Below are 19,372 nucleotides of genomic sequence, written 5' to 3' on the forward strand. Positions count from 1 at the left end.
CAGAACACCTAATATCGAATAATGTTGAAACCCTCTTCCTGCTGAGGGGCTACGAAGTAACTCGTGATTAGGTCAAATTCGGTATCAGTCACTACAAAAGCGTGAGTGTCAGACCTGTTTCTCGCACGTAAACGTGTCAAGCATTTGTCGTCCGACACATCAAGAAAATGCAGTACATGCGCCGATTCGACTCTGTCGATAAGATATCTCATCCATTTTCGGTTTGCGATGGTGTTGGCTGGAAAATCCAATACCACAGATACACCTATACGAAGTAAATCGGTCACATGCGGCCCGATCGCGCCACGTAAATTCGAAGCACACCGAACATAGTCCGTCACAGTCTTGATGCCTTCTGGATAAAGATGTGCAAGCCAAGTGTCCTCGCTGAGGATCACCGTGTCCGGAGTCTTGGCCAGTTCCCTAGCCAATGTCGATTTGCCAGAGGCGATTTTTCCGCAGAGCAAATGCAGTGTTGGCAGTAATTTTGACATTTTACATGGCTCCTAGTAAGTCAGTGCCATAGGAATTATCGATAACACAAAGCCACATGCCGGCAGGGTCCTCCCGGAATATATAGGTGGCGCGTCGTGAGATGCAACTCGTCACACCGCTGTTATCTGTCGTTTCCAGAACGGTTTCCATAATCACTAGAGCCGTATTCCCACCCTGAATGACGTGCATCGCGCCTTGTTTGACCACAAGGCTATGATTGAAATATTCGGCAATTGCGAGGAACGCCTTATGGATTTGTTCCTTGCCTGTTGCAACCAAGCCTGGCTTGATGACAAGCGTTGCATCGTCTGCGTAGAAAGCCATCAATGAATCGAAGTCCTCTTCAGTGATTGCTTTGTCAGCAGCTTCGATTATTTGTTTGAGCGGATGGTATGCCATATCGATCTCCTTGGTGGGGTAAGTTCCCAAGAGACAGGCAATAAAAAACCCGCCTCAGGGCGGGTTGCAGTAGAAAGTAAACGTGCTAACCCACCATTGGTTTAATGGTGGTAATAATAGCCAGTAGGGTTGGGAGCACGTTAATCATAGGGAGTATCATAACAGAGGTCATAGTGCCGATCAAAGGATAAACTGGCAGTGCTTGATTTTTTTGAAACTCAACACCGGACCCCTAAAGCTGCCGATCAATAAAATCCGTGCGGGTAGATTCGCCGCGGCGAATCCCGCCCTTTGCATGCCAGCTTGGTTCGGCTGTTGATAGCGGCGTTTCAATTCCTCGCCAAATGTGCCATTCACGCCGCCCGCGCTATCAGCACAATAGCCCCAAGAAAACCGATCGTGGTCAACGAAAAACTCAGTGCCGCCTGGAGCGGAAAGTGCGGTTCGACCGGGACTGTCGCACCGGCCTTGGGTGTCAGGCCTCTTAGCAAAAACGCCAGCGGATTGAAAAATGCGCCAAAGCAACAGGCCGCGATCAACCAATACGGAGGATCGATGGCATATTGGCGGAAGCCCAGGAAAAAGATCAACAGAAACTGCGCCATCATCAGATAATCGACATGGGCGCGGATGACGTCGTCGCGTTCCACCAATTGGCCGGCCAAGGCGCCGTCCGGGAAAAACAGGGTGACGCCCAGCACCCAGGCGATGACCAATGCTGTAAGCAGATATAGTCCGCCAAAGCTCACCAAAATTAGATTGGCGGTGGAGACAGGGTTTTGTGCGGTCATGGTTTTCCTTGTCGGATTGTTTATGGATAAGCGCTGGCGGAACGCAGATTGTCCGCGCTACCGGCTTTGGGCTAGACTGCGCCTAAAAACGGTGACTGACAGCGACCAGGAGTGTAAACAATGAAGGAAACACCTCGCTCGTACAAACGTGCTGCACTCTGCGATAACCCGTTCGACGCACTATGGGATATTCGCGACGGCCGTACGTATTTCACCGGTCCTTTGTACTACAACGCCAGCCACCAGCACGGCGCGCCGGTATTTCTGGCTAGCCTCTACGGCAAGTTCCGCTTGCGTCTCCACTGCGGCGATTGGCTGTGGTGCCGCACTGCCGTAATTCCGGCCGGAGTGTTGCATGAACTGGATGTCGGCGGCGAGCCGATTACCGTACTATATATCGAGCCTACCGTCGCCGGCGCTGATGCTTTCAAGCCGCTGATCAACAATAGCCGGGCGCTCGACGGCGCTTTAATCGGCAACGGCGGCGAAATTCATTTCATGCGCGACTTGTACGAAGACCGCTACAAGCCGGACTGGACGACGGAACCGCTGCTGGATTTATTGGGCTACGCCAAGCGGCGCGCGCACTCCGCCGTCATCGATCCGCGCCTGACCCGCGTCGTCGATTATTTATCCGAACACGCCGACGACCTGACGCCGGTGGCAACCTGGGCCAGGCAAGCCGGTCTGTCGCCGTCGCGTTTTCAGCACTTGTTTACCGAACAAATCGGCGTGCCGTTCCGGCGTTATCGTGCCTGGAACCGGATGCGCCAGGCGATTCGTAAAATCATACGCGGCCAAAACTTTACCACAGCGGCACACGCCTCCGGCTTTACCGACTCCGCGCATTTCAGCCACGAATTTCGCAAAACCTTCGGCGCACCGGCTACGATAGGCCTGCACCGATTGGCGAGGTTGCAGCTTTAAGTCTTGCAAAGCCTGTTGCGGCAAGGAGCGGTTTGTCTGACGATTTGTTATGACGAATGCGCGGTATAGTTGCGGCCCAACGCCCGGTTTTGCTGAAAAGTGCAGTAGTCAGCAACTAATTTCATAGCAAAGCTTCGATAACGTTTGACCAGTTTTCCACCTATTAGGATGTCCATGGCGCTAACCTTAATCATCGGCAACAAAAATTATTCGCCCTGGCCCTTACGCCCTTGGCTAGCAGAGGCGCAAGTAGAAACTGAAATTAGTCAGGCGTTCGAAGAATGAATGCGAAGATTTGGGCCGCGTTGTTGGCCGTTTATCTGGTGTGGGGATCGACTTATTTGATGATCCGCTTCGTGGTCGAGACGCTGCCGCCATTTTTGTCGGCCGGATTGCGTTTTGTCGTTTCCGGCGTCATTTTGCTGGCTTGGCGGCGTCTGGCCGGTGATGCCGCACCGACTTTGCGGCAATGGCGTTCGGCCGCCATTGTCGGCACTTTGTTATTGCTCGGCGGCAACGGTTTGGTCTGTTGGGCCGAACAAACCGTTCCGTCCGGCGTCGCCGCGCTGATCATCGGTGCTGTGCCTATGTTTCTGGTGATTGCCGACGCACTCAGACCTAACGGCGCCAGACCGACGCTACGCGTATTGATCGGCCTGGTCATCGGTTTTATCGGAATTTACCTGCTGGTCGGTCCGTCGGTGTTTTCGGACGATATGCCGTTAAACATGTCCGGTGTGGCGGCGCTATTGCTCGCCAGTTTGCTTTGGGCCGTTGGTTCTATCTATAGCAAGACCGCGGATTTGCCGAAGACGGCGCTGATGACAACCGGCGCGGAAATGCTGGCCGGGGGATTTGCGTTGTTGGTTGTCAGTGTTCTAAGCGAACAATGGAGCATCTTCAGTCTTACCCAGGTATCGACCGACTCATGGCTGGCCTTGGTGTATCTGATAGTGTTTGGCTCGATGATCGGTTTCGCATCTTATGCTTGGTTGCTGCAGAATGCGCCGATTTCGCTGGTTGCGACCTATGCCTATGTTAATCCGCTGGTGGCGGTGTTTTTAGGTAACTGGTTCGCGCAAGAACCGCTCACGCCGCGCATTCTGAGTGCATCGACTGTCATCATCGGGGCTATCATATTCATGAACAGCTCTCAAGCTTCCAGGGCCAAGCTGGTAGCGGAACGTGGAGCGAGCAAATGATGCACCTCGACACAAGTGAACCCACTTGAGTCTCGGCGCTGAATGCAAAAGACGAAATACCATGAGGTTGTGTGCCCATAATCGAACGGTCGATGTGGCAGGTTTTAACGGCATGAAGAGTCGAATTGACGTGCTGTTCCGGCTGTTGCCGGTCTTGTTGATGACTGGTATCTGCGATCAGTCCAAAATTTCCGGGGGATGGGCGTTGTAAAAATGCCTTACAAAATTTTGATCTGGCAAAGGAGTAGAAAGCCACATCCAAATTTTCGTTTTTGTTGCAAACACGATCAGGTTTGCCGGACCCGTGCCGCTTCCTGCAAATCTGCTATTAGCTGCTGCGGCTCTTCTTGATAGCGGCGCATGAGTTCCGGTGGTGCTGCCGTATGTTTGTCGTAAATCACGCTCCAGCGGCTAATTTCGAGTAGCACAGGGACCAGATCTAGTGCTTTGTCCGTTAGTTCATAAAACACTTGGCGTTTGTCTTCGGGCTTGTGTCTGCGGATAACGAGTCCGTCCGCTTCCATTTTCTTCAATCGCGAAGCCAGAATGTTAGTTGCGATTCCTTCTTTCGACGTCATCAGCTCTCGGTAGTGCCGTTTGCCACTTAGCATCAGATCGCGGAGTACGAGCAGCGTCCATCGGTCTCCGAACACTTCGAGGGCATAATCAATTGGGCATCTATTTTCGAGCTTCAAGTCGGACATCTGGCTTATTTACTTGCGTTTTGCAATTGAAATGGGATAATTAGTTGCATATTGCAAGTATATCAACCAGGGCTTATTCCGCAAACCACGTTCATAAGGAAATCGTATATGTCGCCAATAAATTCTACTGCCACCAATATCTCGTTGCTGCGGATTTACACAGCTCCTTGCATCATTGTCGGCTCGGTCGTAGCTTGGTTATTCTGGCTATTAGCCGGTGAACATCACTCTGTACGACCGGAGTTGCTTGTTTCTCCCATGGCTGCGCTCTTTACGCTGACGGCTTTGGTATGGCTGATTATGGTCGTCGCACGCAATGTTGCCGTTATTCGTGGATATGCATCTCTCGGATATTTTGCGGATTACAAGTCGGACATCCCAGCTGATGATCGATTCGAGCGTCCCGCTCGAACTTTCAATAATCTAATGCAAGTACCGCCGCTATTTTATGTTATTTGTCTATTGATACTTGTTGTGAAAAATGCTGACAATGTTCAAATCGCTCTTGCGTGGGCTTTTGTTGTACTCAGGTATGCCCATGCATTTATTTATATGGCGGTAAACAGGGTGCCGTATCGCTTCGCGACTTGGGCGTCAAGCTGCATCATTCTAGGTACTCTTTGGTTTCGCTTTGTGACGGTGGTTGGATTTGGCTAAGCGTGGATGGAATCCGGGCGGATTGACGACCGTTAGAAATTAGTCCAGTGCTCCTGTATTGCTTGCGAAAATCAGTGTCATTTTCCAGCTGGACCGCGCCGTCTATTTGCTCAGGGGTTCCCGATCGCTGAAAGACGCTTTACAGGTCCGAAGTTCCTTTCCGCAGCGATCACAGAAATTCGGTAATCAGATTCGACCGCGTGGCTTTTATAAAAAACCGAGCATCGCCGCTTTGACGGCTGCCGAGGTTTTGTTGGTCGCATTCAATTTCGTCGCGGCATTGCTAATATGAAAATTGACGGTCCGCTCGGTGATTTTCATGATGCTGGCGATTTCGCCGGCGGTTTTACCGTCGGCAGTCCAGCGTAGTACCGCAATCTCGCGGTTCGATAATTTCGTATCCGCTTCCGGCAACAATTTTGGCAGCAAGTTGCGCGACAAGGCAATATGGGCGTTTTGGGTCAACCAGGCCATTTTGAAAGCCTTGGCCGCAAGCTCGGTTTCGCTTAAGCGGCTCATCGGATCGCGCTAAAGTGAGCATGCCGGTTGCGCCATGGACATCTCGCATGGATTGCGCCCAACCATAACGCAAACCGAACGAACGCGCTTCCTCCCAAAACGCCGCCGTCGAAGCGAACAAACCGTCTGTCCACAGGATAGGCAGAGGCGAACGCAGAGCGTGTTTGACGGTAGGATCGACCGCACAATAGTTTTTAGCCTGATACTGCGTTTGCCAAGCCGATGGATAATTACTCTTTTTCACGATCTTCGGATTGCTCAGCGGCAGCGCCAACCTGAGTCCGTAGGCACAGTAGTCAAAACCCAACTCCGCACCCAACGAAACAATGGTTTGAAAAAGCTGATGCTCACTATCGCTAGTCTCCAGCGCTTGAAGTTGAATTTCTTGCCAGGCTTTCATGGGTTTACCGTCATTAGAACTGTTCGAAAGCTTATGATAAAGGGTGAGAATACCGAAACTCTATCTGTCTTGAAGCTTTACCAGCAATAAAAGCTGACAATATTGACAGTTGTTAGGCGATTGCAAATAGCGTCTAATCTAACAAAGTTGGTAGATGTTTCGGCTATACCCTGTATTTTGTCTTTAAGCCATTATCCTCTTTTTGACCGTTAAGCCACACCCGATGACTCTCGATATTTTCATTGCCGATACCGACGCCGGCATTCAAGCCTGTTTTCCGGTGTTCAGCGAGTTGCGCCCGCATCTCGAGCAGGACAGGTTTCTGGCCCAGGTTCGCCGCCAGCAAGCGCAGTCCTACCAAATTCTGGCTGTTAGACAGCAAGGCGCCGTTAAAAGCGTGGCGGGGTTTCGTTTCGCCGAATTTTTGGCCTGGGGCAAAATACTGTATGTCGACGATTTGGCCACGCTAAGCGGCGAGACTTCACAAGGATTTGCCGGCGCCTTGCTCGATTGGCTGATCGAGCATGCGCAAGCGCATGGTTGCCGGGGCGTGCATTTGGATTCCGGCTATCATCGCCATCATGCTCATCGATTGTATCTTAACAAGGGCTTTCAACTCAGCAGCCATCACTTTTCCCTGACATTCAACGCCTAGCTTTGCAATGAAAATATTGGCTTTATCGGGCAGTTTGCGGGCGGCCTCCATCAATTCCGCCGTGCTGCGCGCCCTAAGAGTTCTGGCGCCGGCCTCGATCGAAGTTTATTTGTTTACCGGGCTTGGCGACTTGCCTTTATACAATCCGGATTTAGAGAGCTCGCCTCCGTCCGTCGCGGCGCAATTACGCCGCGAAGTGGCCTCGGCGGATACCTTGCTGATTGCCAGCCCGGAATACGCCCACGGCGTCACCGGCACCATCAAAAACGCGTTGGATTGGTTAGTAGCATTCGAGGGCTTTGCTTACAAACCGGTAGCGGTATTGAACGCTTCGCCACGCGCCCACCTCGCCGACGCCGCACTCCGGGAAACCTTGATCACCATGTCGGCCAAACTGATCGAAGCGGCATCCATCACATTGCCTTTGCCAAGCGCTAATATCGGCGACGCAGATCTGCTGGCTATGCCGGAAATAGCCTCTTTACTCACCGGCGTGTTAGTGGAAATCGAACGCGCGGCGATGAAGCCCTACCTCGACAACAGCCCTTATATCGACAGCCAACATCCTGCGATCGTCGTGCAAGCCGCAAAGTTGGCGGACGGTTGCGCCGATGAGGAAGAAATCGCCAAACGCTGTTTCGAATTCGTCCGCGACGAGATCAAACATAGCTGGGACTACCGGCTGAACCCCGTGACCTGTAAAGCCTCCCAGGTGTTAATCCACGACACCGGCGACTGTTACGCCAAAAGCCATTTGCTGGCCGCGCTGTTGCGCGCCAATGGCATTCCGGCCGGGCTTTGTTACCAGCGGTTGACGATAGACGGTGACCAGCCGCCTTATTGCCTGCACGGTTTGAACGCGGTTTACCTGCAACAATACGGCTGGTACCGGATCGATGCGCGCGGCAACAAGCCCGGCGTGGAAGCGGACTTTTGCCCGCCGCTGGAGAAATTGGCGTTTCCGATCGTTAATCCTTTGGAACAAGATTTACCAGGCATCCGGGCTGAGCCCCCGCCGGTCGTCGTCAAAGTCCTAACCGAACACCAAACTATCGAGCAGGTTTATAACAACTTGCCGGACGTTGACCTTCAAAATCATACGGTCTAACAGAAGCGAATATGGCCAGAAATATTGAAATCAAAGCGCGAATCGACAGCATCCAATCATTATGGCCGCTGGTGGTCAATATTGCCGATGAAGGGCCCATCGAAATCATCCAAGACGATACCTTTTTTCCTTGCGCTAATGGCAGACTGAAACTTCGTGCCTTCTCCGATCATGATGGACAGCTGATTTTCTATCAGCGCCCCGACAGCGCAGGTCCCAAACAGTCTTTTTATGTGATTTCGCCCACCGCATCGCCAGATACACTCCGGCAAAGCTTGACGCTTGCTTATGGTGAAAGCGGTAGGGTGCAAAAACACCGCGCATTGTTTATGGTCGGCAGAACCCGAGTGCACTTGGATAAAGTGGAAGGGCTGGGTGATTTTCTGGAATTGGAAGTGGTGCTGGCTGAAGACGAATCTAGCGAAACCGGCGTGTCCATTGCTCATGAATTACTGGAAAAACTGGGCATCAGCCATCAATGGCTGATAGAGGAAGCGTATGTGGATCTATTGGCAAGATTGCCTGGCAAGGTAATCCACCAGCCTGACAATCAGTAAATCAGTACACGCTTGAAATGAATAGCAAGAATCAGAGAGGAATTTCCATGGACGTCTCGCAATTACCCTTCAATCGGCTTATCGGACTGGAGCTCGCCCATCCGGATAGCGGCTTTTTAGTTTGCTTGCCCGATAAACTGCAATACACCAATCATCTCGGCACCGTTCATGGCAGTGCCTTATTAGCGGTTGCCGAGGCGGGTTCCGGTACATTCCTTTCGCAACACTTTGCTAACGAAACCGGAGTGATTCCGGTCGTGAGAAAGCTCGAAGCCAAGTTTCGTAAACCAGCGTCTGGTCAGGTATCCGCCCGATGCGAAGTAGCCTCTGACGAACTTGTCCGCTGGTCGACCGAGTTCGCCTCTCGCGGGCGGGTATCGGCGGCTATTCCGGTAGAGGTTGTCGATGGAGCCGGCGTTGTAGTCCTGTCTGCAATAGTCGAGTGGTTTATTGTCCGCGATACCCCCAATTTACCTTAGGCCTTTTATGCAAGCAATCGACCGATCATCCGCCGAGCACTACCATTGGGGCGATGCCTGCGACGGCTGGCATCTGGTGAAACGAGTCGACATGTCGGTTATCTCCGAACGCGTGCCGCCGGGCGCATGCGAAGTACGTCACTATCATGTAAGTGCTCGCCAGTTTTTCTACATTTTGCGAGGGGATGCCATCATGGAAATAAACGGCAAACGCATCCAGCTATCCGAAGGGCAAGGCATTGAGGTGGCTCCCGGTACGCCACACCAATTCAGGAATGAATCGAGTGCTGACGTCCAGTTCCTGGTGATCTCTCATCCGGCTACACTGAGTGACCGTGTAGAGGTTTAACATGATGCTCAAATGTAACGCCAGCGCCTTAGTTCCAGGTTATATTGCAAGTTAAGTAATGGAAATTACATTAATCAGGCATGGTAAGCCCACGTTCGAGCTAAAAGGCAAGGCCAAGGCGCGGGACGTTGGCCAGATTATCAGCCGTTATGATTTATCCGGTATAGCGGACGAACCGCCGGAAAACGCAAAGCAGCTCGCATCGGCATGCCATGTCGCCGTTTGTAGCGATTTTACTCGTTCTTTGGAATCGGCCAAGGCACTGGGATTTGGCGATATTTTGCTGAGCGATCCCATGTTTCGGGAAATTGCTATTCCTCATTTCAAAAAGGGTTCGTTGACGATGTCGGTTGGTGCCTGGGGTGTGCTACTGCGATGTCTGTCTGCCGTTGGTTTCTCGCGAAACGGTGAGTCGTTGTTAATGGCAAAAAAGAGGGCGCAAGTTGCGGCGTCGACATTAATAGACGTGGCGCATGAGCATAAAAATGTCTTGCTGGTGGGCCATGGTTTCGTTAATTACTTCATAGCCCAGGAGTTGTTAGCCAGAAACTGGGTTGGTCCCTCAAAGCCGGGCGGCGGCTATTGGGAATATGGGGTATATCACTATCGTGCAACATGACATTCAAAGGGACAACGCCTCACTTTTATGCAGAATCCAAAAAACATGCTTGCATCCATTACCGGCAACACCAAAATACTCGGCGTAATAGCCGACCCAGTCAGCCAGGCCAGAACGCCGGTCATGGCAAACACATTACTGGATGAACGGGGACTCTTGGGGGCCTTTGTAATGCTCCCCATGCAAGTATCGGCCGAAGGCTTTCCCGCATTTATTGCGGACCTGCGCGCTTTGAAAAACTTCGGGGGCGCAGTCGTCTCCATGCCTCATAAAATCGTTACCGCCAGTTTAGTCGATGAACTTACCCCAGAGGCACGCCTGGTCGGCGCCGTGAATGTGGTTCGCCGAAACCGAGACGGCCGCCTCATCGGCACCATGCTGGACGGCGAGGGTTTTATTGCCGGACTAGCCGGCGCCGGATACAGTGTGAAAGGTGCACGCGTCCTTCTTGTTGGGGCCGGAGGTGCGGCATCGGCTATTGCTTTTGCCCTTGCAAAGCACGGCTGCGCTACGCTCTGCATACAGAATCGAACACCGCAAAGAGCCGGCGCTCTGGTGGAGCGAGTTACCCATGTTTATCCTCAAGTTGAGGTCACAACAGCAATCCATGCAACATCGCTCTACGACATCGCTATTAACGGCACTTCTCTCGGCATGAAGCCAAGTGATGAGCTACCGATCGCCAAGGGATTGATACGGCATTGCGGCTTGGTAGCCGAATGCGTAATCGCACCGGAAATGACGCCGCTACTCCAGGAAGCATCCGGTCAAGGGAAAGTCATCCACACCGGTGTTCCCATGCTGGCTGCACAAATGAATCTGATGTTGGCGTTTATGGGAGCCGAGTGAGATGCAATATGCCCAGAGAGCTTGTCGATACATAGCAAATCCTGGATTGTGGTTGCAGTTATAGCCGGATAATAAACGAGCTGCACGCCGGAAATTACAAGTTTCAAACCATACCCTGTCAACACTGACAGTTGTCGAAAGACATCAACCCGGGTTGTAATGAACCCAAAACAATCAGTTTCTATGCAGGAATTGCTGGAGTCAAAATGCTAGGTGAAACAACAGGTGCCGTTCGTGTTTTATTGCGGCTGGAGGGATTTTGCATGCTGATTGCGGCCTGCATCGCTTACGCAAAACTCGATCTGGACTGGAGCACTTTCGCAATCTACTTCCTGGTACCCGATATTTCTTTGCTCGGTTATTTCGCGGGCGCCAAGGTTGGCGCCATTAGCTATAACACTGCGCACTCATACCTCGGAGCCATTGCCAGCCTGGTGATCGGCGTTACGGTTCCGTCTCCGGCACTGCAATGTGCCGGTTTAATCTGGTGTGCCCACATCGGCTTTGATAGGGCGCTGGGTTACGGACTCAAATACCCGGAGGGATTCGGTTTTACCCATCTTGGCCGCATCGGGCGATTGGCTGTCAAACATTCAGACGTGCAATAACCGGGTTTTCCGGAACATTTAGGGAACATTGGATGGCTTTTACACTCGACAAAGTCGTACCTTGGGGACGTTCATACACCGAATATGTCGACATGTTTGGTCTGACCGAGGCCGATCTTGGCAGACATATTCTGGGCTGTGGTGACGGGCCTGCAGGCTTTAACGCTGAACTGACCAAACGCGGCGGTGCAGTGGTTTCTGTTGATCCTGTCTATATCTTTGATGTCGAGCAGATTAAAAGCCGCATAGCGGAGACCTATGAAACTGTCATGGCTCAAATGCGTTACAACCAAACCGACTACGTATGGGATGTCATTCCATCAATAGAAGCGCTCGGAGAAATCCGAATGTCGGCCATGGACACTTTCCTCTCCGATTTCGAGTTGGGCAAGCAACAAGGCCGATATGTAGCAGGAGAGTTACCTTCGCTGCCTTTCGAAAACGGAAAATTCGATATTGCCTTGTCGTCGCATTTTCTGTTTTTGTACAGCGCACACTTGTCGGCAGAATTTCATCTTCAAGCGTTACGGGAAATGTTACGCGTCGCTAGGGAGGTGCGGGTATTTCCGCTGCTTGCGCTGGATGGATCAATTTCGCCTTATCTTTCCCTCGTTAACGAAGAATTTGCCAGCCGAGGATTTGACGTACAAATCGTTAGGGTTGATTACGAATTTCAACGCGGCGGTAATCGAATGCTGGTCATTAAGCCGAAACAATGAACATGGATCAAGTTCATAAAGGGCACAATTTTTCGCGCTAATCGCATATTTATTAAGACTATTTACATGGCAGAATTCAACCACGTTGCTAAGGACCTTCAACAAGACAAAAAAGTTGTGTTTACGGCTCAATCGTGCAAAAACTTTCACCAGCGCATGCTGATATGCAAACACGCTTTTGAGCAGGGAGCGGTTCCAGTAAATCCCTTCAATTTGTTTGGCTATTTTCTCTACGAACTCGTCGACAGAGATTTGGTTAGAAGCGGGAATAACAACCTCATGAAGAGGTGTGATGAGCTATGGGTTTATGGCGAAATTAGCGATGGCGTCCTAGCTGAAATTCAGATGTTCAAAGAGTCCGGGAAACCATTGAGATTCTTTGATATATCTAATCTCCCTGCGGAGGTAAAGGAAATTTCCAAGAAAAATCTTGTTTTTGAAGACAATATCAAACAGTACAAGGGCTCTATATAGCAATCGGTAAACAGATACCAGATGAAATCTGCGCTTTACCGAAACGTATGCGTTATATGCCATGAGAAAGCTTGATGAAATACATTAAATGGTTGGTCGTGATTCTCCTGCTGTTGCCGATTTCCGCGTTTGCTTTTTTCAAACCGGTGCGGGTGTTGATTCCGGAAGCATTTGGCGTCCGTTGCAACGAACAAAACCTATGCATAGACGATTTTTCTCGGCTTACGGCCGCGGAATCTCTACTCTATGACTCGAAAAGTTATCTTGCTACGCAATGGGGCTTGGCTATCGGCGAGCCGAAGATCATCTTCTGTAGCACGGAGCAATGCCGGTCTGTATTCGGGCTATCGAACAAGGCTGGATTCACCTTGGGCAGTTTCGCTATCGTCATCGCGCCGCGAGCTTGGCAGCCACACTACGTTGCGCATGAGCTCATCCATCATTGGCAGGCCGATCAATTCGGCAGCCTGACGCTGCTAAGCGGTGAGCAGTGGCTAATCGAAGGCATGGCCTACGCCCTGAGCAACGATCCGCGTATGGAACTGCATCAGCCATTTGAATCCTATCGTCAGCGGTTCAATGACTGGTACAGACTCAATGCCGATATCCCGCTCAAGGAATCGCTGGGTGAGGTACTTTAGAAATGGCGTCGAGGCTATGACATCCTCGGTTTCAATCCGCCCAAGCCCGCCAGCATCGGTCGTATCGTCGGTCTTGGTCCGCTTGAGACGCGTACCCCGCTTCTCACTATGAACACTATTTGTGTCATCTTCGACTTGGACGGCACGCTGGTTGACAGCGAGGGACTGTGCAATCAAGCCTTTCTCGATCTGCTTCCGCAATTGAATGATTCACTGCAGACCTTGACCGAACGCTATCGCGGCCAAAAACTAAGCTCGATTCTGAATGACCTTGAAAACCGTCTTGGCCTGAATCTGCCTAATTTGTTTGAACAGCGCTATCGCCAGCGTGTTGCGGAACTCTTCGCGTGTGATTTGAAACCCATGCCAGGCGTTTTGGAAATGATCGCAACCCTGAACTCGCCGAAATGCATTGCCTCCAGTGGACCGCTTCCGAAAATCCGTCAGGCCTTGGATGTCAGCGGCCTTGCTGCTTATTTTGGCGACAATCTGTTCAGTTCGTATGAGATCGGTTCATGGAAACCCGATCCGGGTGTATTCCAATATGCCGCCCGTGAGATGGGCTTTACGCCTAATCAGTGTGCGGTGATCGAAGATAGTGAAGTAGGGGTAGCGGCTGCCATAGCAGCAGGCATGACGCCGCTTTACTATGTACAAACCGGCGTGGCCCCTTCGTATCAGACCGCGGGCCATGTTGTATTCGATGATATGTCGCAGCTGCCGCAACTGCTCAAGCAATTTGCTCACATGACCCAACTAAACCGTCCCGATTTACACGCTGCCCCATCGCCGGCACTTCACGACGTATAAAGCATTGAATTATTGAATAACGACAGGAAAATAACATGACCGCAAAAGCACACTACGACCAGCATCTTGGCAATATTTATTCTTGGATGGTTGGAGACTTCGATGCTAGGCAAAAAGAACATCAACAATTTTTGGTAGCTAACGGCCTATCTCCACATAGCACTTCAATCGCCTTAGATCTGGGGGCAGGGCATGGTATACAAAGTGTTTCCTTGGCCAAATTGGGATATACGGTAAAAGCGATTGATTTTAACCAACGGCTTTTATCCGAGTTAATCGACAATACGCAGACACTTTCCGTTACCGGCTGTAATGACGATATTCGTCAGGTAAAAAAATATGCCGATCCCAAACCCGAGCTCATTATTTGCTGGGGCGACACGCTGACACATCTTGAAAGTTTGGATGACGTCAGACAATTGATTTCCGATTGCTGCGAATCGTTAACTGACGGCGGAAAACTGGTCTTGTCCTTTCGAGATTATTCGACGGCACTCTCGGGCGATCAGCGCTTTATTCCGGTAAAGAGCGACGACACAAAGATACTAACGTGCTGTTTGGATTACGAGGTGGGCAGGGTGCGGGTAACCGATTTGCTGCAGGTTAAAACGGAAGACGGCTGGCAGCAAAAAGTGAGTTCGTACTATAAAGTCCGTGTTTCGCCAGGCGATGTTGTGAAAATTCTTACCGACTGCGGCTTGAGGATGGCGTTTAACGAAGTCGTTAACCGAATGACTGCCATCATAGCGGTTAAACCATCGCAAGGAGAAATTGCATGAGCGAATTTAAAGGCGGCTGCATGTGCGGAGCAATTCGTTACGAATTACAAACCGAACCGCGTTTGTCCTTTTTATGCCAATGCAGGCAATGTCAAAGAATCACCGGAACAGGTCATTCGGCCGAGTTTGTAGCATCGGAAGCAGACACGATGATTTCGGGAGCGTTGAAATTTTACGAACTGACTGCCGATAGCGGCAATATCGTCACTAGTGGGTTTTGTCCGACTTGCGGCAATCCGGTTTTAAAGAAATCATCGGGTTATCCGGGCATGCTGTTTTTTCATGCCGCAACCTTGGATAACCCGACTGTGTTTAAGCCGCAGACGGTGTTTTGGGCTGCCAGCCATCAACCTTGGGATTATGTCAATCCCGATCTCGAACTGAAACAATATACCTGAGGAAGTAGCGAATGAAGCTATCCAAACGCATTGTCTTGACCGTTATCGTGCTGATTTCTTGTGTCGGCTGCGATCAGGTCACCAAGTCCGTAGCCCAATCGTTTTTATCTGAGACCGAAGTCTGGTCGTTTTGTGGTGATGTTGTACGCTTGCAGGTGGCCCATAACCATGGCGCATTTTTGGGTCTGGGATCGTCGTTTCCGGAAAATTTGCGCGACGGCTTATTCTCGCTTGGCGTAGCCGGAATGTTAGTTTTTTTGCTGGGTTACATCCTGTTTTCCAAATCAGCCTCGCCGTCCTCGATACTGGCATACACGCTGTTGTTGGCGGGTGGCTTGGGCAATCTGATCGATAGATTGATATACGGCGGCTATGTGGTGGATTTTATCAATATCGGCATCGGGCCAATCCGCACCGGCGTGTTCAACCTGGCCGATGTGGTCGTAGTCGTAGGTGCGTTGCTGTTAATTACTGGCATGCCTCGCGCTAACAAACGGCTGTCTGAGCGATGAATCCATTCAGCGAATATCCGCAATACGATGCCTTGGGGCTGGCACAGCTGGTGCAATCCGGCGAAGTTTCGGCAGGGGAATTGCTGAAGGCCGCTCAGACGCGACTGGCCGCCTTCAATCCGTTACTGAATGCCGTCGTCACGCCGATGGACGATCTGGCGGAATCGTTGGTTAAAAACCTGGGCAAGCGAGGACCGTTTACCGGTGTGCCGTTTCTGGTCAAGGACCTGATGCTGCGTTTCGCAGGTGTGCCGATGTCGAACGCCAGCGTGGCGATGAAGGATTACCGTCCCGCCGCCGATAGCGAGATGGCCGTCCGGCTCAATGCATCCGGTTTGATTACCTTCGGCAAGACCAACACCTCCGAGCTCGGCGCATCGGCACTGGCCAACAACGCCGTGTTCGGAAGCACCCTCAACCCCTGGAATCTAAGCCTCAATTCCGGTGGCTCCAGCGGCGGCAGTGCCGCAGCCGTAGCGGCCCGCATCGTGACTATGGCCTATGCCAGCGACGGCGGCGGCTCAATCAGATTGCCGGCGTCCTATTGCGGCATCTTTGGTTTCAAACCGTCCCGAGGCTTGAACCGTTTTGAGGATTTATCGAAGGTTTGGGGTGGGGCGGTGGTCAGCCATGTCTGCACGATCAGCGTGCGCGACAGCGCCGCCTATCTGGATTTAGTGGCCGGCAACACCGATCAGGCTGCTACCAGCACGGCAGCCACGTCTTATCTGCACGCCACCACGCAGCCACCGAAACGGCTGAAAATTGCGCTGATTAACCAGGCGCCTGTCGAGACATTGATACACCGCGACTGTCTTGCTGCCGCGGCCAAAGCCGCCAAACACTGCGAGGCGCTCGGCCACGTTGTGGAGGAAGCAGCATGGAATTTCGACGGCCGCGAATTGATGCGCGCCTTTCTGACCGTGATTTTTTACTATACCGCGCGGGATGTCGCCAATATGGCGCAGTGGTTGGAGGTGACCGAGCCTCAGCTGGCCATCGAATTGAATACCCGGCTGATGGCCGGCATCGGCAAAGGCGTGAGCGACGAACAGGTACAGCAGGCGCTGGCTGTCTGGCAAGGGATTGCCGAGCGCTTGGCGGATTTTCATCGTCGCTACGACGTGGTTCTGACGCCGACGGTCGCCACGCCGCCGTTGGCGTCCGATGCGCTCGATCCCAATATCTTGGAACAATGGCTGATGCGCGGATTGCTGGCGAGCGGCTTGGCCGACAAGCTCTTCTGCAACCGCTTGCTGGATGCGATCATCGGCAAAGCCGTGCAGCAAACGCCGTTCACTCCGCTTGCCAACATCACCGGCCAACCGGCCATGTCGGTGCCGCTGTATTGGAGCGACGACGGCTTGCCTCATGGCGCGCAGTTCATGGCCGCAATCGGTAACGACCGGCTATTGTTGCAACTGGCCGCCCAGTTTGAACAGGCCGAGCCTTGGAAACACAGGATGCCGCCGCTATGTCATCAATAGCATTTAGCCAATTCGGTGCCGCCGACGGCCAACCGGTGATCTATTTTCACGGCACGCCGGGTTCGCCTGACGAATGCGAAATTTTTGACCTTCATGGCAAACAACATCAGCTGACCATCATTTGTTACGACCGCTCGACCATAGCCCCTAGGTTGCAAGGCGACGCTTATTACCAATGCATAGCCGAAGAGATTGCCAACAAGGTTGGCGCTAACCCCGTCGATTTTATCGGCTTTTCGATTGGCGCCTTCATTGCCTTGCAAGTATGCCGAGCGATGAACGGTCAAGTTCGCAGCTTGCATTTGGTTTCCGCGGCCGCGCCGATGGATGCCGGCAACTTCATCGACGCGGCGGCGGGAAAAGCCGTTTTCCGGCTGGCTCAAAATCATCCGTCGGCATTTCTGCGGCTGGCTCGCGTGCAAGGATGGCTGGCGCGTAGGTTTCCCGGCCTGTTGTTGCGGATATTATTTTCCAGCGCGACCGGTGAAGAAAATACTTTAGCAGAGGACAAGACGTTTCGGACCGCCATGACCAAAACGCTCAAAACCAGTTTTAAGCGCGATTCGCTAGGCTATGCTCGCGACATCATCGCCTACGTGCAGCCTTGGAAAGCGACGCTGGCCGATATAAGCGTCGATACTCATATTTGGCACGGCGCAGCGGACAACTGGTCGCCGGTTGCGATGGCGGATTATTTGGCATCGGCGCTACCTGGCTGTTCGAACATCACGATACTGGATGGGCTTTCCAATTATTCCTGCCTGTATCGAACTGCGCCGGCGATCTGTCAGTCGATCAAGGCCTTAAACTAGCCGAGAAACCCATGACCAAATCAATCGCATTGCTCGGCGAATACACCCCGGCATTTCCGCCGCATCTGGCGACCAACGCTGCCATCGAACATGCCAAGACGGCTTTGGGGTTAGAGATTAACGCCGACTGGATTTCAACCGAGGACATCGACCAAACCCTGTTCGAGCGCTACTCCGGAATCTGGGTGGCACCCGGCAGCCCGTACAAAGACATGGACAAGACATTGGCGGCGATTCGCCATGCCCGAGAAAACAATATCCCATGCTTTGGCACCTGCGGCGGTTTTCAGCATATGATTATCGAATATGCCCGCAACGTGTTGGGATTTAAAGACGCACAACATGCCGAGTACGATCCGTACGCCTCGACGCTTTTCATTTCGCAACTCGCATGCTCGCTGGCCGGGAGGGCGCTGCCGCTGACTTTGGAAGCGGATTCGCGCGTTGCGGAAATCTACGGTGCCTTGACGGCAACCGAACAGTATTACTGCAACTTCGGCATCAACCCGGACTATGTCGATACCCTGAAACAAGGCCCCATGCGAATTACCGGCGCCAATGACGAAGGCGAGATTCGGGTGATCGAGTGGCCTGGACATCCATTTTTCATCGGTACGCTGTTCGTACCGCAAGCCCGATCCACGCCGGAACGACCGCATCTTTTGGTTTCGGCTTTTTAAAAGGCGGTGGCAAACCTATGAATACTTATCTCATTTTGGATCTAACGATCCATGATTTTGATCGATTCCGAGAATACATCTCGAAAATACCGGCATTCATAGAAAAGCATTCCGGAAGGTATGTGGTCCGGGGCGAACAGCCTACCGTTATAGAGGGTGATTGGAGGCCTGAAAGGGTCGTTGTCATCGAGTTTCCATCACGAGAACAAGCTAACGGCTTTCTTCAAGACTCCGAAGCGCAAGCGCTTTTTTCATTACGCCATCAAACGACTACCAGTAAACTCGTTTTAGTGGATGGGTGTTTGTAACGCAACAGTAAAGTCCAACATATCAACGGGTAGAGTATCAAAATGGCACAAATCAAAATATACGGCATCAAAGATCATCTCAATCCCATCAAGCGGCAACTATCAGACGTGATTCATGACTGCGTGGTTGACGCGCTGCAGTTTCCGCAAGATAAGAGAGCTCATCGATTCTTTCCGATGGAAAAGGAGGATCTTTTCGCGCCCAGCGGCAGGACAGACGCCTATACGATTATCGAGATCAGCATGATTAGCGGCCGGGAAACGGAGACCAAGAAAAAACTCATTCGTTTACTGTTCGACCGCATCCAAGAAAAGATCGGTATTACTCACCAGGATATAGAAATTTGCATAGTTGAAAGTCCCGCCTGCAATTGGGGATTCCGCGGCATGCACGGCGACGAGGTGGTCTTGAATTACAAAATAAATGTCTAGCG

At 51.9% G+C, this 19,372-nt stretch carries 28 protein-coding genes and 1 pseudogene; 23 read left to right on the plus strand and 6 right to left on the minus strand.

All coding sequences use genetic code 11. The features are described 5' to 3' along the window. Positions 1 to 8: 8 nt before the first annotated feature. The 3 genes from BJL95_RS06620 to BJL95_RS06630 all read right to left on the minus strand — a co-directional run bounded on the left by BJL95_RS06620 (position 9) and on the right by BJL95_RS06630 (position 1,685). Complete coding sequence (locus tag BJL95_RS06620) at positions 9 to 494, minus strand: ATP-binding protein (RefSeq protein WP_071156474.1); 486 nt, start codon at positions 492 to 494, stop codon at positions 9 to 11. A 1-nt stretch (position 495) separates the two neighbouring features. Further along, a complete protein-coding gene (locus BJL95_RS06625; protein ID WP_071157030.1) occupies positions 496 to 894 on the minus strand; it encodes a nuclear transport factor 2 family protein in 399 nt (132 codons plus the stop codon). Positions 895 to 1,247: 353 nt separating this feature from the next. After that, positions 1,248 to 1,685 carry a hypothetical protein gene (locus BJL95_RS06630; RefSeq protein ID WP_071156476.1) on the minus strand — a complete coding sequence of 146 codons (438 nt, stop codon included), beginning with the start codon at positions 1,683 to 1,685 and terminating at the stop codon, positions 1,248 to 1,250. Between the two features lie 120 nt (positions 1,686 to 1,805). On the opposite strand from BJL95_RS06630, the gene BJL95_RS06635 reads away from it, so the two are divergent. Together BJL95_RS06635 and BJL95_RS06640 are read left to right on the plus strand one after the other, a co-directional pair. Then, positions 1,806 to 2,612, plus strand: a complete 807-nt coding sequence (locus tag BJL95_RS06635) for an AraC family transcriptional regulator (RefSeq protein WP_071156478.1) — start codon at positions 1,806 to 1,808, stop codon at positions 2,610 to 2,612. A 281-nt stretch (positions 2,613 to 2,893) separates the two neighbouring features. After that, positions 2,894 to 3,814, plus strand: a complete 921-nt coding sequence (locus BJL95_RS06640) for an EamA family transporter (RefSeq protein WP_071156480.1) — start codon at positions 2,894 to 2,896, stop codon at positions 3,812 to 3,814. 287 nt (positions 3,815 to 4,101) lie between these two features. Here the strand turns inward: BJL95_RS06640 and BJL95_RS06645 are convergent, their stop codons facing one another. Further along, the gene (locus tag BJL95_RS06645) at positions 4,102 to 4,518 is read right to left on the minus strand and encodes a helix-turn-helix domain-containing protein (RefSeq protein WP_071156482.1); all 417 of its coding nucleotides are present in this window, start codon (positions 4,516 to 4,518) and stop codon (positions 4,102 to 4,104) included. 108 nt (positions 4,519 to 4,626) lie between these two features. Here BJL95_RS06645 and BJL95_RS06650 point away from each other — a divergent pair, with 108 nt between their 5' ends. Next, positions 4,627 to 5,175, plus strand: coding sequence for an MAPEG family protein (locus BJL95_RS06650; protein ID WP_071156484.1), 549 nt, complete (start codon positions 4,627 to 4,629; stop codon positions 5,173 to 5,175). A 207-nt stretch (positions 5,176 to 5,382) separates the two neighbouring features. Here BJL95_RS06650 and BJL95_RS25665 read toward each other — a convergent pair whose 3' ends face one another. Beyond that, on the minus strand, positions 5,383 to 5,694 hold the full coding sequence (locus BJL95_RS25665; RefSeq protein ID WP_254786706.1) for a LuxR C-terminal-related transcriptional regulator: 312 nt from the start codon (positions 5,692 to 5,694) through the stop codon (positions 5,383 to 5,385). A gap of 40 nt (positions 5,695 to 5,734) precedes the next feature. Then, positions 5,735 to 6,094, minus strand: a pseudogene (locus tag BJL95_RS25670) (autoinducer binding domain-containing protein); the annotation flags it as partial. A 223-nt stretch (positions 6,095 to 6,317) separates the two neighbouring features. Between BJL95_RS25670 and BJL95_RS06660 the strand changes: the two are divergent. The 20 genes from BJL95_RS06660 (at position 6,318) to BJL95_RS06755 (ending at position 19,370) form a co-directional block, all read left to right on the plus strand. Beyond that, a complete protein-coding gene (locus BJL95_RS06660; RefSeq protein WP_071156486.1) occupies positions 6,318 to 6,749 on the plus strand; it encodes a GNAT family N-acetyltransferase in 432 nt (143 codons plus the stop codon). A gap of 7 nt (positions 6,750 to 6,756) precedes the next feature. After that, entirely contained in the window at positions 6,757 to 7,857 is a 1,101-nt protein-coding gene (locus BJL95_RS23730; protein ID WP_083385737.1) for an NAD(P)H-dependent oxidoreductase, read from the plus strand. A gap of 11 nt (positions 7,858 to 7,868) precedes the next feature. Then, positions 7,869 to 8,414 (plus strand): class IV adenylate cyclase, encoded by a 546-nt coding sequence (locus BJL95_RS06670; protein WP_071156488.1) that lies wholly within the window; start codon positions 7,869 to 7,871, stop codon positions 8,412 to 8,414. A 47-nt stretch (positions 8,415 to 8,461) separates the two neighbouring features. Next, positions 8,462 to 8,893, plus strand: a complete 432-nt coding sequence (locus BJL95_RS06675) for a PaaI family thioesterase (protein ID WP_071157034.1) — start codon at positions 8,462 to 8,464, stop codon at positions 8,891 to 8,893. A 7-nt stretch (positions 8,894 to 8,900) separates the two neighbouring features. Then, positions 8,901 to 9,242, plus strand: a complete 342-nt coding sequence (locus BJL95_RS06680) for a cupin domain-containing protein (RefSeq protein WP_071156490.1) — start codon at positions 8,901 to 8,903, stop codon at positions 9,240 to 9,242. 58 nt (positions 9,243 to 9,300) lie between these two features. Continuing rightward, a complete protein-coding gene (locus tag BJL95_RS06685) occupies positions 9,301 to 9,861 on the plus strand; it encodes a histidine phosphatase family protein (protein WP_071156492.1) in 561 nt (186 codons plus the stop codon). A 27-nt stretch (positions 9,862 to 9,888) separates the two neighbouring features. Continuing rightward, positions 9,889 to 10,710, plus strand: a complete 822-nt coding sequence (locus BJL95_RS06690) for a shikimate dehydrogenase (protein ID WP_071156494.1) — start codon at positions 9,889 to 9,891, stop codon at positions 10,708 to 10,710. A gap of 131 nt (positions 10,711 to 10,841) precedes the next feature. Next, positions 10,842 to 11,318, plus strand: coding sequence for a DUF4260 domain-containing protein (locus tag BJL95_RS06695; protein WP_254786708.1), 477 nt, complete (start codon positions 10,842 to 10,844; stop codon positions 11,316 to 11,318). Between the two features lie 32 nt (positions 11,319 to 11,350). After that, complete coding sequence (locus BJL95_RS06700) at positions 11,351 to 12,037, plus strand: class I SAM-dependent methyltransferase (RefSeq protein WP_071156498.1); 687 nt, start codon at positions 11,351 to 11,353, stop codon at positions 12,035 to 12,037. Positions 12,038 to 12,103: 66 nt separating this feature from the next. Further along, positions 12,104 to 12,511, plus strand: a complete 408-nt coding sequence (locus BJL95_RS06705; RefSeq protein ID WP_071156500.1) for a hypothetical protein — start codon at positions 12,104 to 12,106, stop codon at positions 12,509 to 12,511. Between the two features lie 74 nt (positions 12,512 to 12,585). Further along, a complete protein-coding gene (locus tag BJL95_RS06710) occupies positions 12,586 to 13,152 on the plus strand; it encodes a hypothetical protein (RefSeq protein ID WP_071156502.1) in 567 nt (188 codons plus the stop codon). A 108-nt stretch (positions 13,153 to 13,260) separates the two neighbouring features. Continuing rightward, positions 13,261 to 13,962, plus strand: coding sequence for an HAD-IA family hydrolase (locus tag BJL95_RS06715; protein WP_071156504.1), 702 nt, complete (start codon positions 13,261 to 13,263; stop codon positions 13,960 to 13,962). A gap of 35 nt (positions 13,963 to 13,997) precedes the next feature. Continuing rightward, positions 13,998 to 14,741, plus strand: coding sequence for a bifunctional 2-polyprenyl-6-hydroxyphenol methylase/3-demethylubiquinol 3-O-methyltransferase UbiG (locus BJL95_RS06720; protein ID WP_071156506.1), 744 nt, complete (start codon positions 13,998 to 14,000; stop codon positions 14,739 to 14,741). Then, complete coding sequence (locus BJL95_RS06725; protein ID WP_071156508.1) at positions 14,738 to 15,139, plus strand: GFA family protein; 402 nt, start codon at positions 14,738 to 14,740, stop codon at positions 15,137 to 15,139. Before BJL95_RS06720 ends, BJL95_RS06725 begins: the two co-directional genes overlap by 4 nt. A gap of 11 nt (positions 15,140 to 15,150) precedes the next feature. Next, on the plus strand, positions 15,151 to 15,651 hold the full coding sequence (lspA, locus tag BJL95_RS06730; RefSeq protein ID WP_071156510.1) for a signal peptidase II: 501 nt from the start codon (positions 15,151 to 15,153) through the stop codon (positions 15,649 to 15,651). After that, entirely contained in the window at positions 15,648 to 17,138 is a 1,491-nt protein-coding gene (locus BJL95_RS06735; RefSeq protein WP_071156512.1) for an amidase, read from the plus strand. The genes lspA and BJL95_RS06735 overlap by 4 nt, the downstream gene beginning before the upstream one ends. Then, complete coding sequence (locus BJL95_RS06740; RefSeq protein ID WP_071156514.1) at positions 17,126 to 17,950, plus strand: alpha/beta fold hydrolase; 825 nt, start codon at positions 17,126 to 17,128, stop codon at positions 17,948 to 17,950. Before BJL95_RS06735 ends, BJL95_RS06740 begins: the two co-directional genes overlap by 13 nt. 11 nt (positions 17,951 to 17,961) lie before the next feature. Then, positions 17,962 to 18,630, plus strand: a complete 669-nt coding sequence (locus BJL95_RS06745) for a CTP synthase (RefSeq protein ID WP_071156516.1) — start codon at positions 17,962 to 17,964, stop codon at positions 18,628 to 18,630. Positions 18,631 to 18,647: 17 nt separating this feature from the next. Then, positions 18,648 to 18,938 carry a DUF1330 domain-containing protein gene (locus BJL95_RS06750; protein ID WP_071156519.1) on the plus strand — a complete coding sequence of 97 codons (291 nt, stop codon included), beginning with the start codon at positions 18,648 to 18,650 and terminating at the stop codon, positions 18,936 to 18,938. Between the two features lie 42 nt (positions 18,939 to 18,980). After that, complete coding sequence (locus BJL95_RS06755; RefSeq protein WP_071156521.1) at positions 18,981 to 19,370, plus strand: tautomerase family protein; 390 nt, start codon at positions 18,981 to 18,983, stop codon at positions 19,368 to 19,370. Positions 19,371 to 19,372: the final 2 nt, after the last annotated feature.

This window comes from Methylomonas sp. LWB, from assembly GCF_001856095.1.
Taxonomy (GTDB): Bacteria; Pseudomonadota; Gammaproteobacteria; order Methylococcales; family Methylomonadaceae; genus Methylomonas; species Methylomonas koyamae_A.

What these genes read in the sequence shown, in the direction of transcription:
- BJL95_RS06740 (WP_071156514.1), top strand. Translation starts at nt 17,126, where the DNA reads ATGTCATCAATAGCATTTAGCCAATTCGGTGCCGCCGACGGCCAACCG.
- BJL95_RS06675 (WP_071157034.1), top strand. Translation starts at nt 8,462, where the DNA reads ATGGACGTCTCGCAATTACCCTTCAATCGGCTTATCGGACTGGAGCTC.
- BJL95_RS06690 (WP_071156494.1), top strand. Translation starts at nt 9,889, where the DNA reads ATGCAGAATCCAAAAAACATGCTTGCATCCATTACCGGCAACACCAAA.
- BJL95_RS06620 (WP_071156474.1), bottom strand. Translation starts at nt 494, where the DNA reads ATGTCAAAATTACTGCCAACACTGCATTTGCTCTGCGGAAAAATCGCC.
- BJL95_RS06635 (WP_071156478.1), top strand. Translation starts at nt 1,806, where the DNA reads ATGAAGGAAACACCTCGCTCGTACAAACGTGCTGCACTCTGCGATAAC.
- BJL95_RS06720 (WP_071156506.1), top strand. Translation starts at nt 13,998, where the DNA reads ATGACCGCAAAAGCACACTACGACCAGCATCTTGGCAATATTTATTCT.
- BJL95_RS06745 (WP_071156516.1), top strand. Translation starts at nt 17,962, where the DNA reads ATGACCAAATCAATCGCATTGCTCGGCGAATACACCCCGGCATTTCCG.
- BJL95_RS06645 (WP_071156482.1), bottom strand. Translation starts at nt 4,518, where the DNA reads ATGTCCGACTTGAAGCTCGAAAATAGATGCCCAATTGATTATGCCCTC.
- BJL95_RS06660 (WP_071156486.1), top strand. Translation starts at nt 6,318, where the DNA reads ATGACTCTCGATATTTTCATTGCCGATACCGACGCCGGCATTCAAGCC.
- BJL95_RS06640 (WP_071156480.1), top strand. Translation starts at nt 2,894, where the DNA reads ATGAATGCGAAGATTTGGGCCGCGTTGTTGGCCGTTTATCTGGTGTGG.
- BJL95_RS06710 (WP_071156502.1), top strand. Translation starts at nt 12,586, where the DNA reads ATGAAATACATTAAATGGTTGGTCGTGATTCTCCTGCTGTTGCCGATT.
- BJL95_RS06750 (WP_071156519.1), top strand. Translation starts at nt 18,648, where the DNA reads ATGAATACTTATCTCATTTTGGATCTAACGATCCATGATTTTGATCGA.
- BJL95_RS06680 (WP_071156490.1), top strand. Translation starts at nt 8,901, where the DNA reads ATGCAAGCAATCGACCGATCATCCGCCGAGCACTACCATTGGGGCGAT.
- BJL95_RS06650 (WP_071156484.1), top strand. Translation starts at nt 4,627, where the DNA reads ATGTCGCCAATAAATTCTACTGCCACCAATATCTCGTTGCTGCGGATT.
- BJL95_RS23730 (WP_083385737.1), top strand. Translation starts at nt 6,757, where the DNA reads ATGAAAATATTGGCTTTATCGGGCAGTTTGCGGGCGGCCTCCATCAAT.
- lspA (WP_071156510.1), top strand. Translation starts at nt 15,151, where the DNA reads ATGAAGCTATCCAAACGCATTGTCTTGACCGTTATCGTGCTGATTTCT.
- BJL95_RS06735 (WP_071156512.1), top strand. Translation starts at nt 15,648, where the DNA reads ATGAATCCATTCAGCGAATATCCGCAATACGATGCCTTGGGGCTGGCA.
- BJL95_RS06715 (WP_071156504.1), top strand. Translation starts at nt 13,261, where the DNA reads ATGAACACTATTTGTGTCATCTTCGACTTGGACGGCACGCTGGTTGAC.
- BJL95_RS06685 (WP_071156492.1), top strand. Translation starts at nt 9,301, where the DNA reads ATGGAAATTACATTAATCAGGCATGGTAAGCCCACGTTCGAGCTAAAA.
- BJL95_RS06625 (WP_071157030.1), bottom strand. Translation starts at nt 894, where the DNA reads ATGGCATACCATCCGCTCAAACAAATAATCGAAGCTGCTGACAAAGCA.
- BJL95_RS06705 (WP_071156500.1), top strand. Translation starts at nt 12,104, where the DNA reads ATGGCAGAATTCAACCACGTTGCTAAGGACCTTCAACAAGACAAAAAA.
- BJL95_RS06725 (WP_071156508.1), top strand. Translation starts at nt 14,738, where the DNA reads ATGAGCGAATTTAAAGGCGGCTGCATGTGCGGAGCAATTCGTTACGAA.
- BJL95_RS06700 (WP_071156498.1), top strand. Translation starts at nt 11,351, where the DNA reads ATGGCTTTTACACTCGACAAAGTCGTACCTTGGGGACGTTCATACACC.
- BJL95_RS25665 (WP_254786706.1), bottom strand. Translation starts at nt 5,694, where the DNA reads ATGAGCCGCTTAAGCGAAACCGAGCTTGCGGCCAAGGCTTTCAAAATG.
- BJL95_RS06755 (WP_071156521.1), top strand. Translation starts at nt 18,981, where the DNA reads ATGGCACAAATCAAAATATACGGCATCAAAGATCATCTCAATCCCATC.
- BJL95_RS06630 (WP_071156476.1), bottom strand. Translation starts at nt 1,685, where the DNA reads ATGACCGCACAAAACCCTGTCTCCACCGCCAATCTAATTTTGGTGAGC.
- BJL95_RS06670 (WP_071156488.1), top strand. Translation starts at nt 7,869, where the DNA reads ATGGCCAGAAATATTGAAATCAAAGCGCGAATCGACAGCATCCAATCA.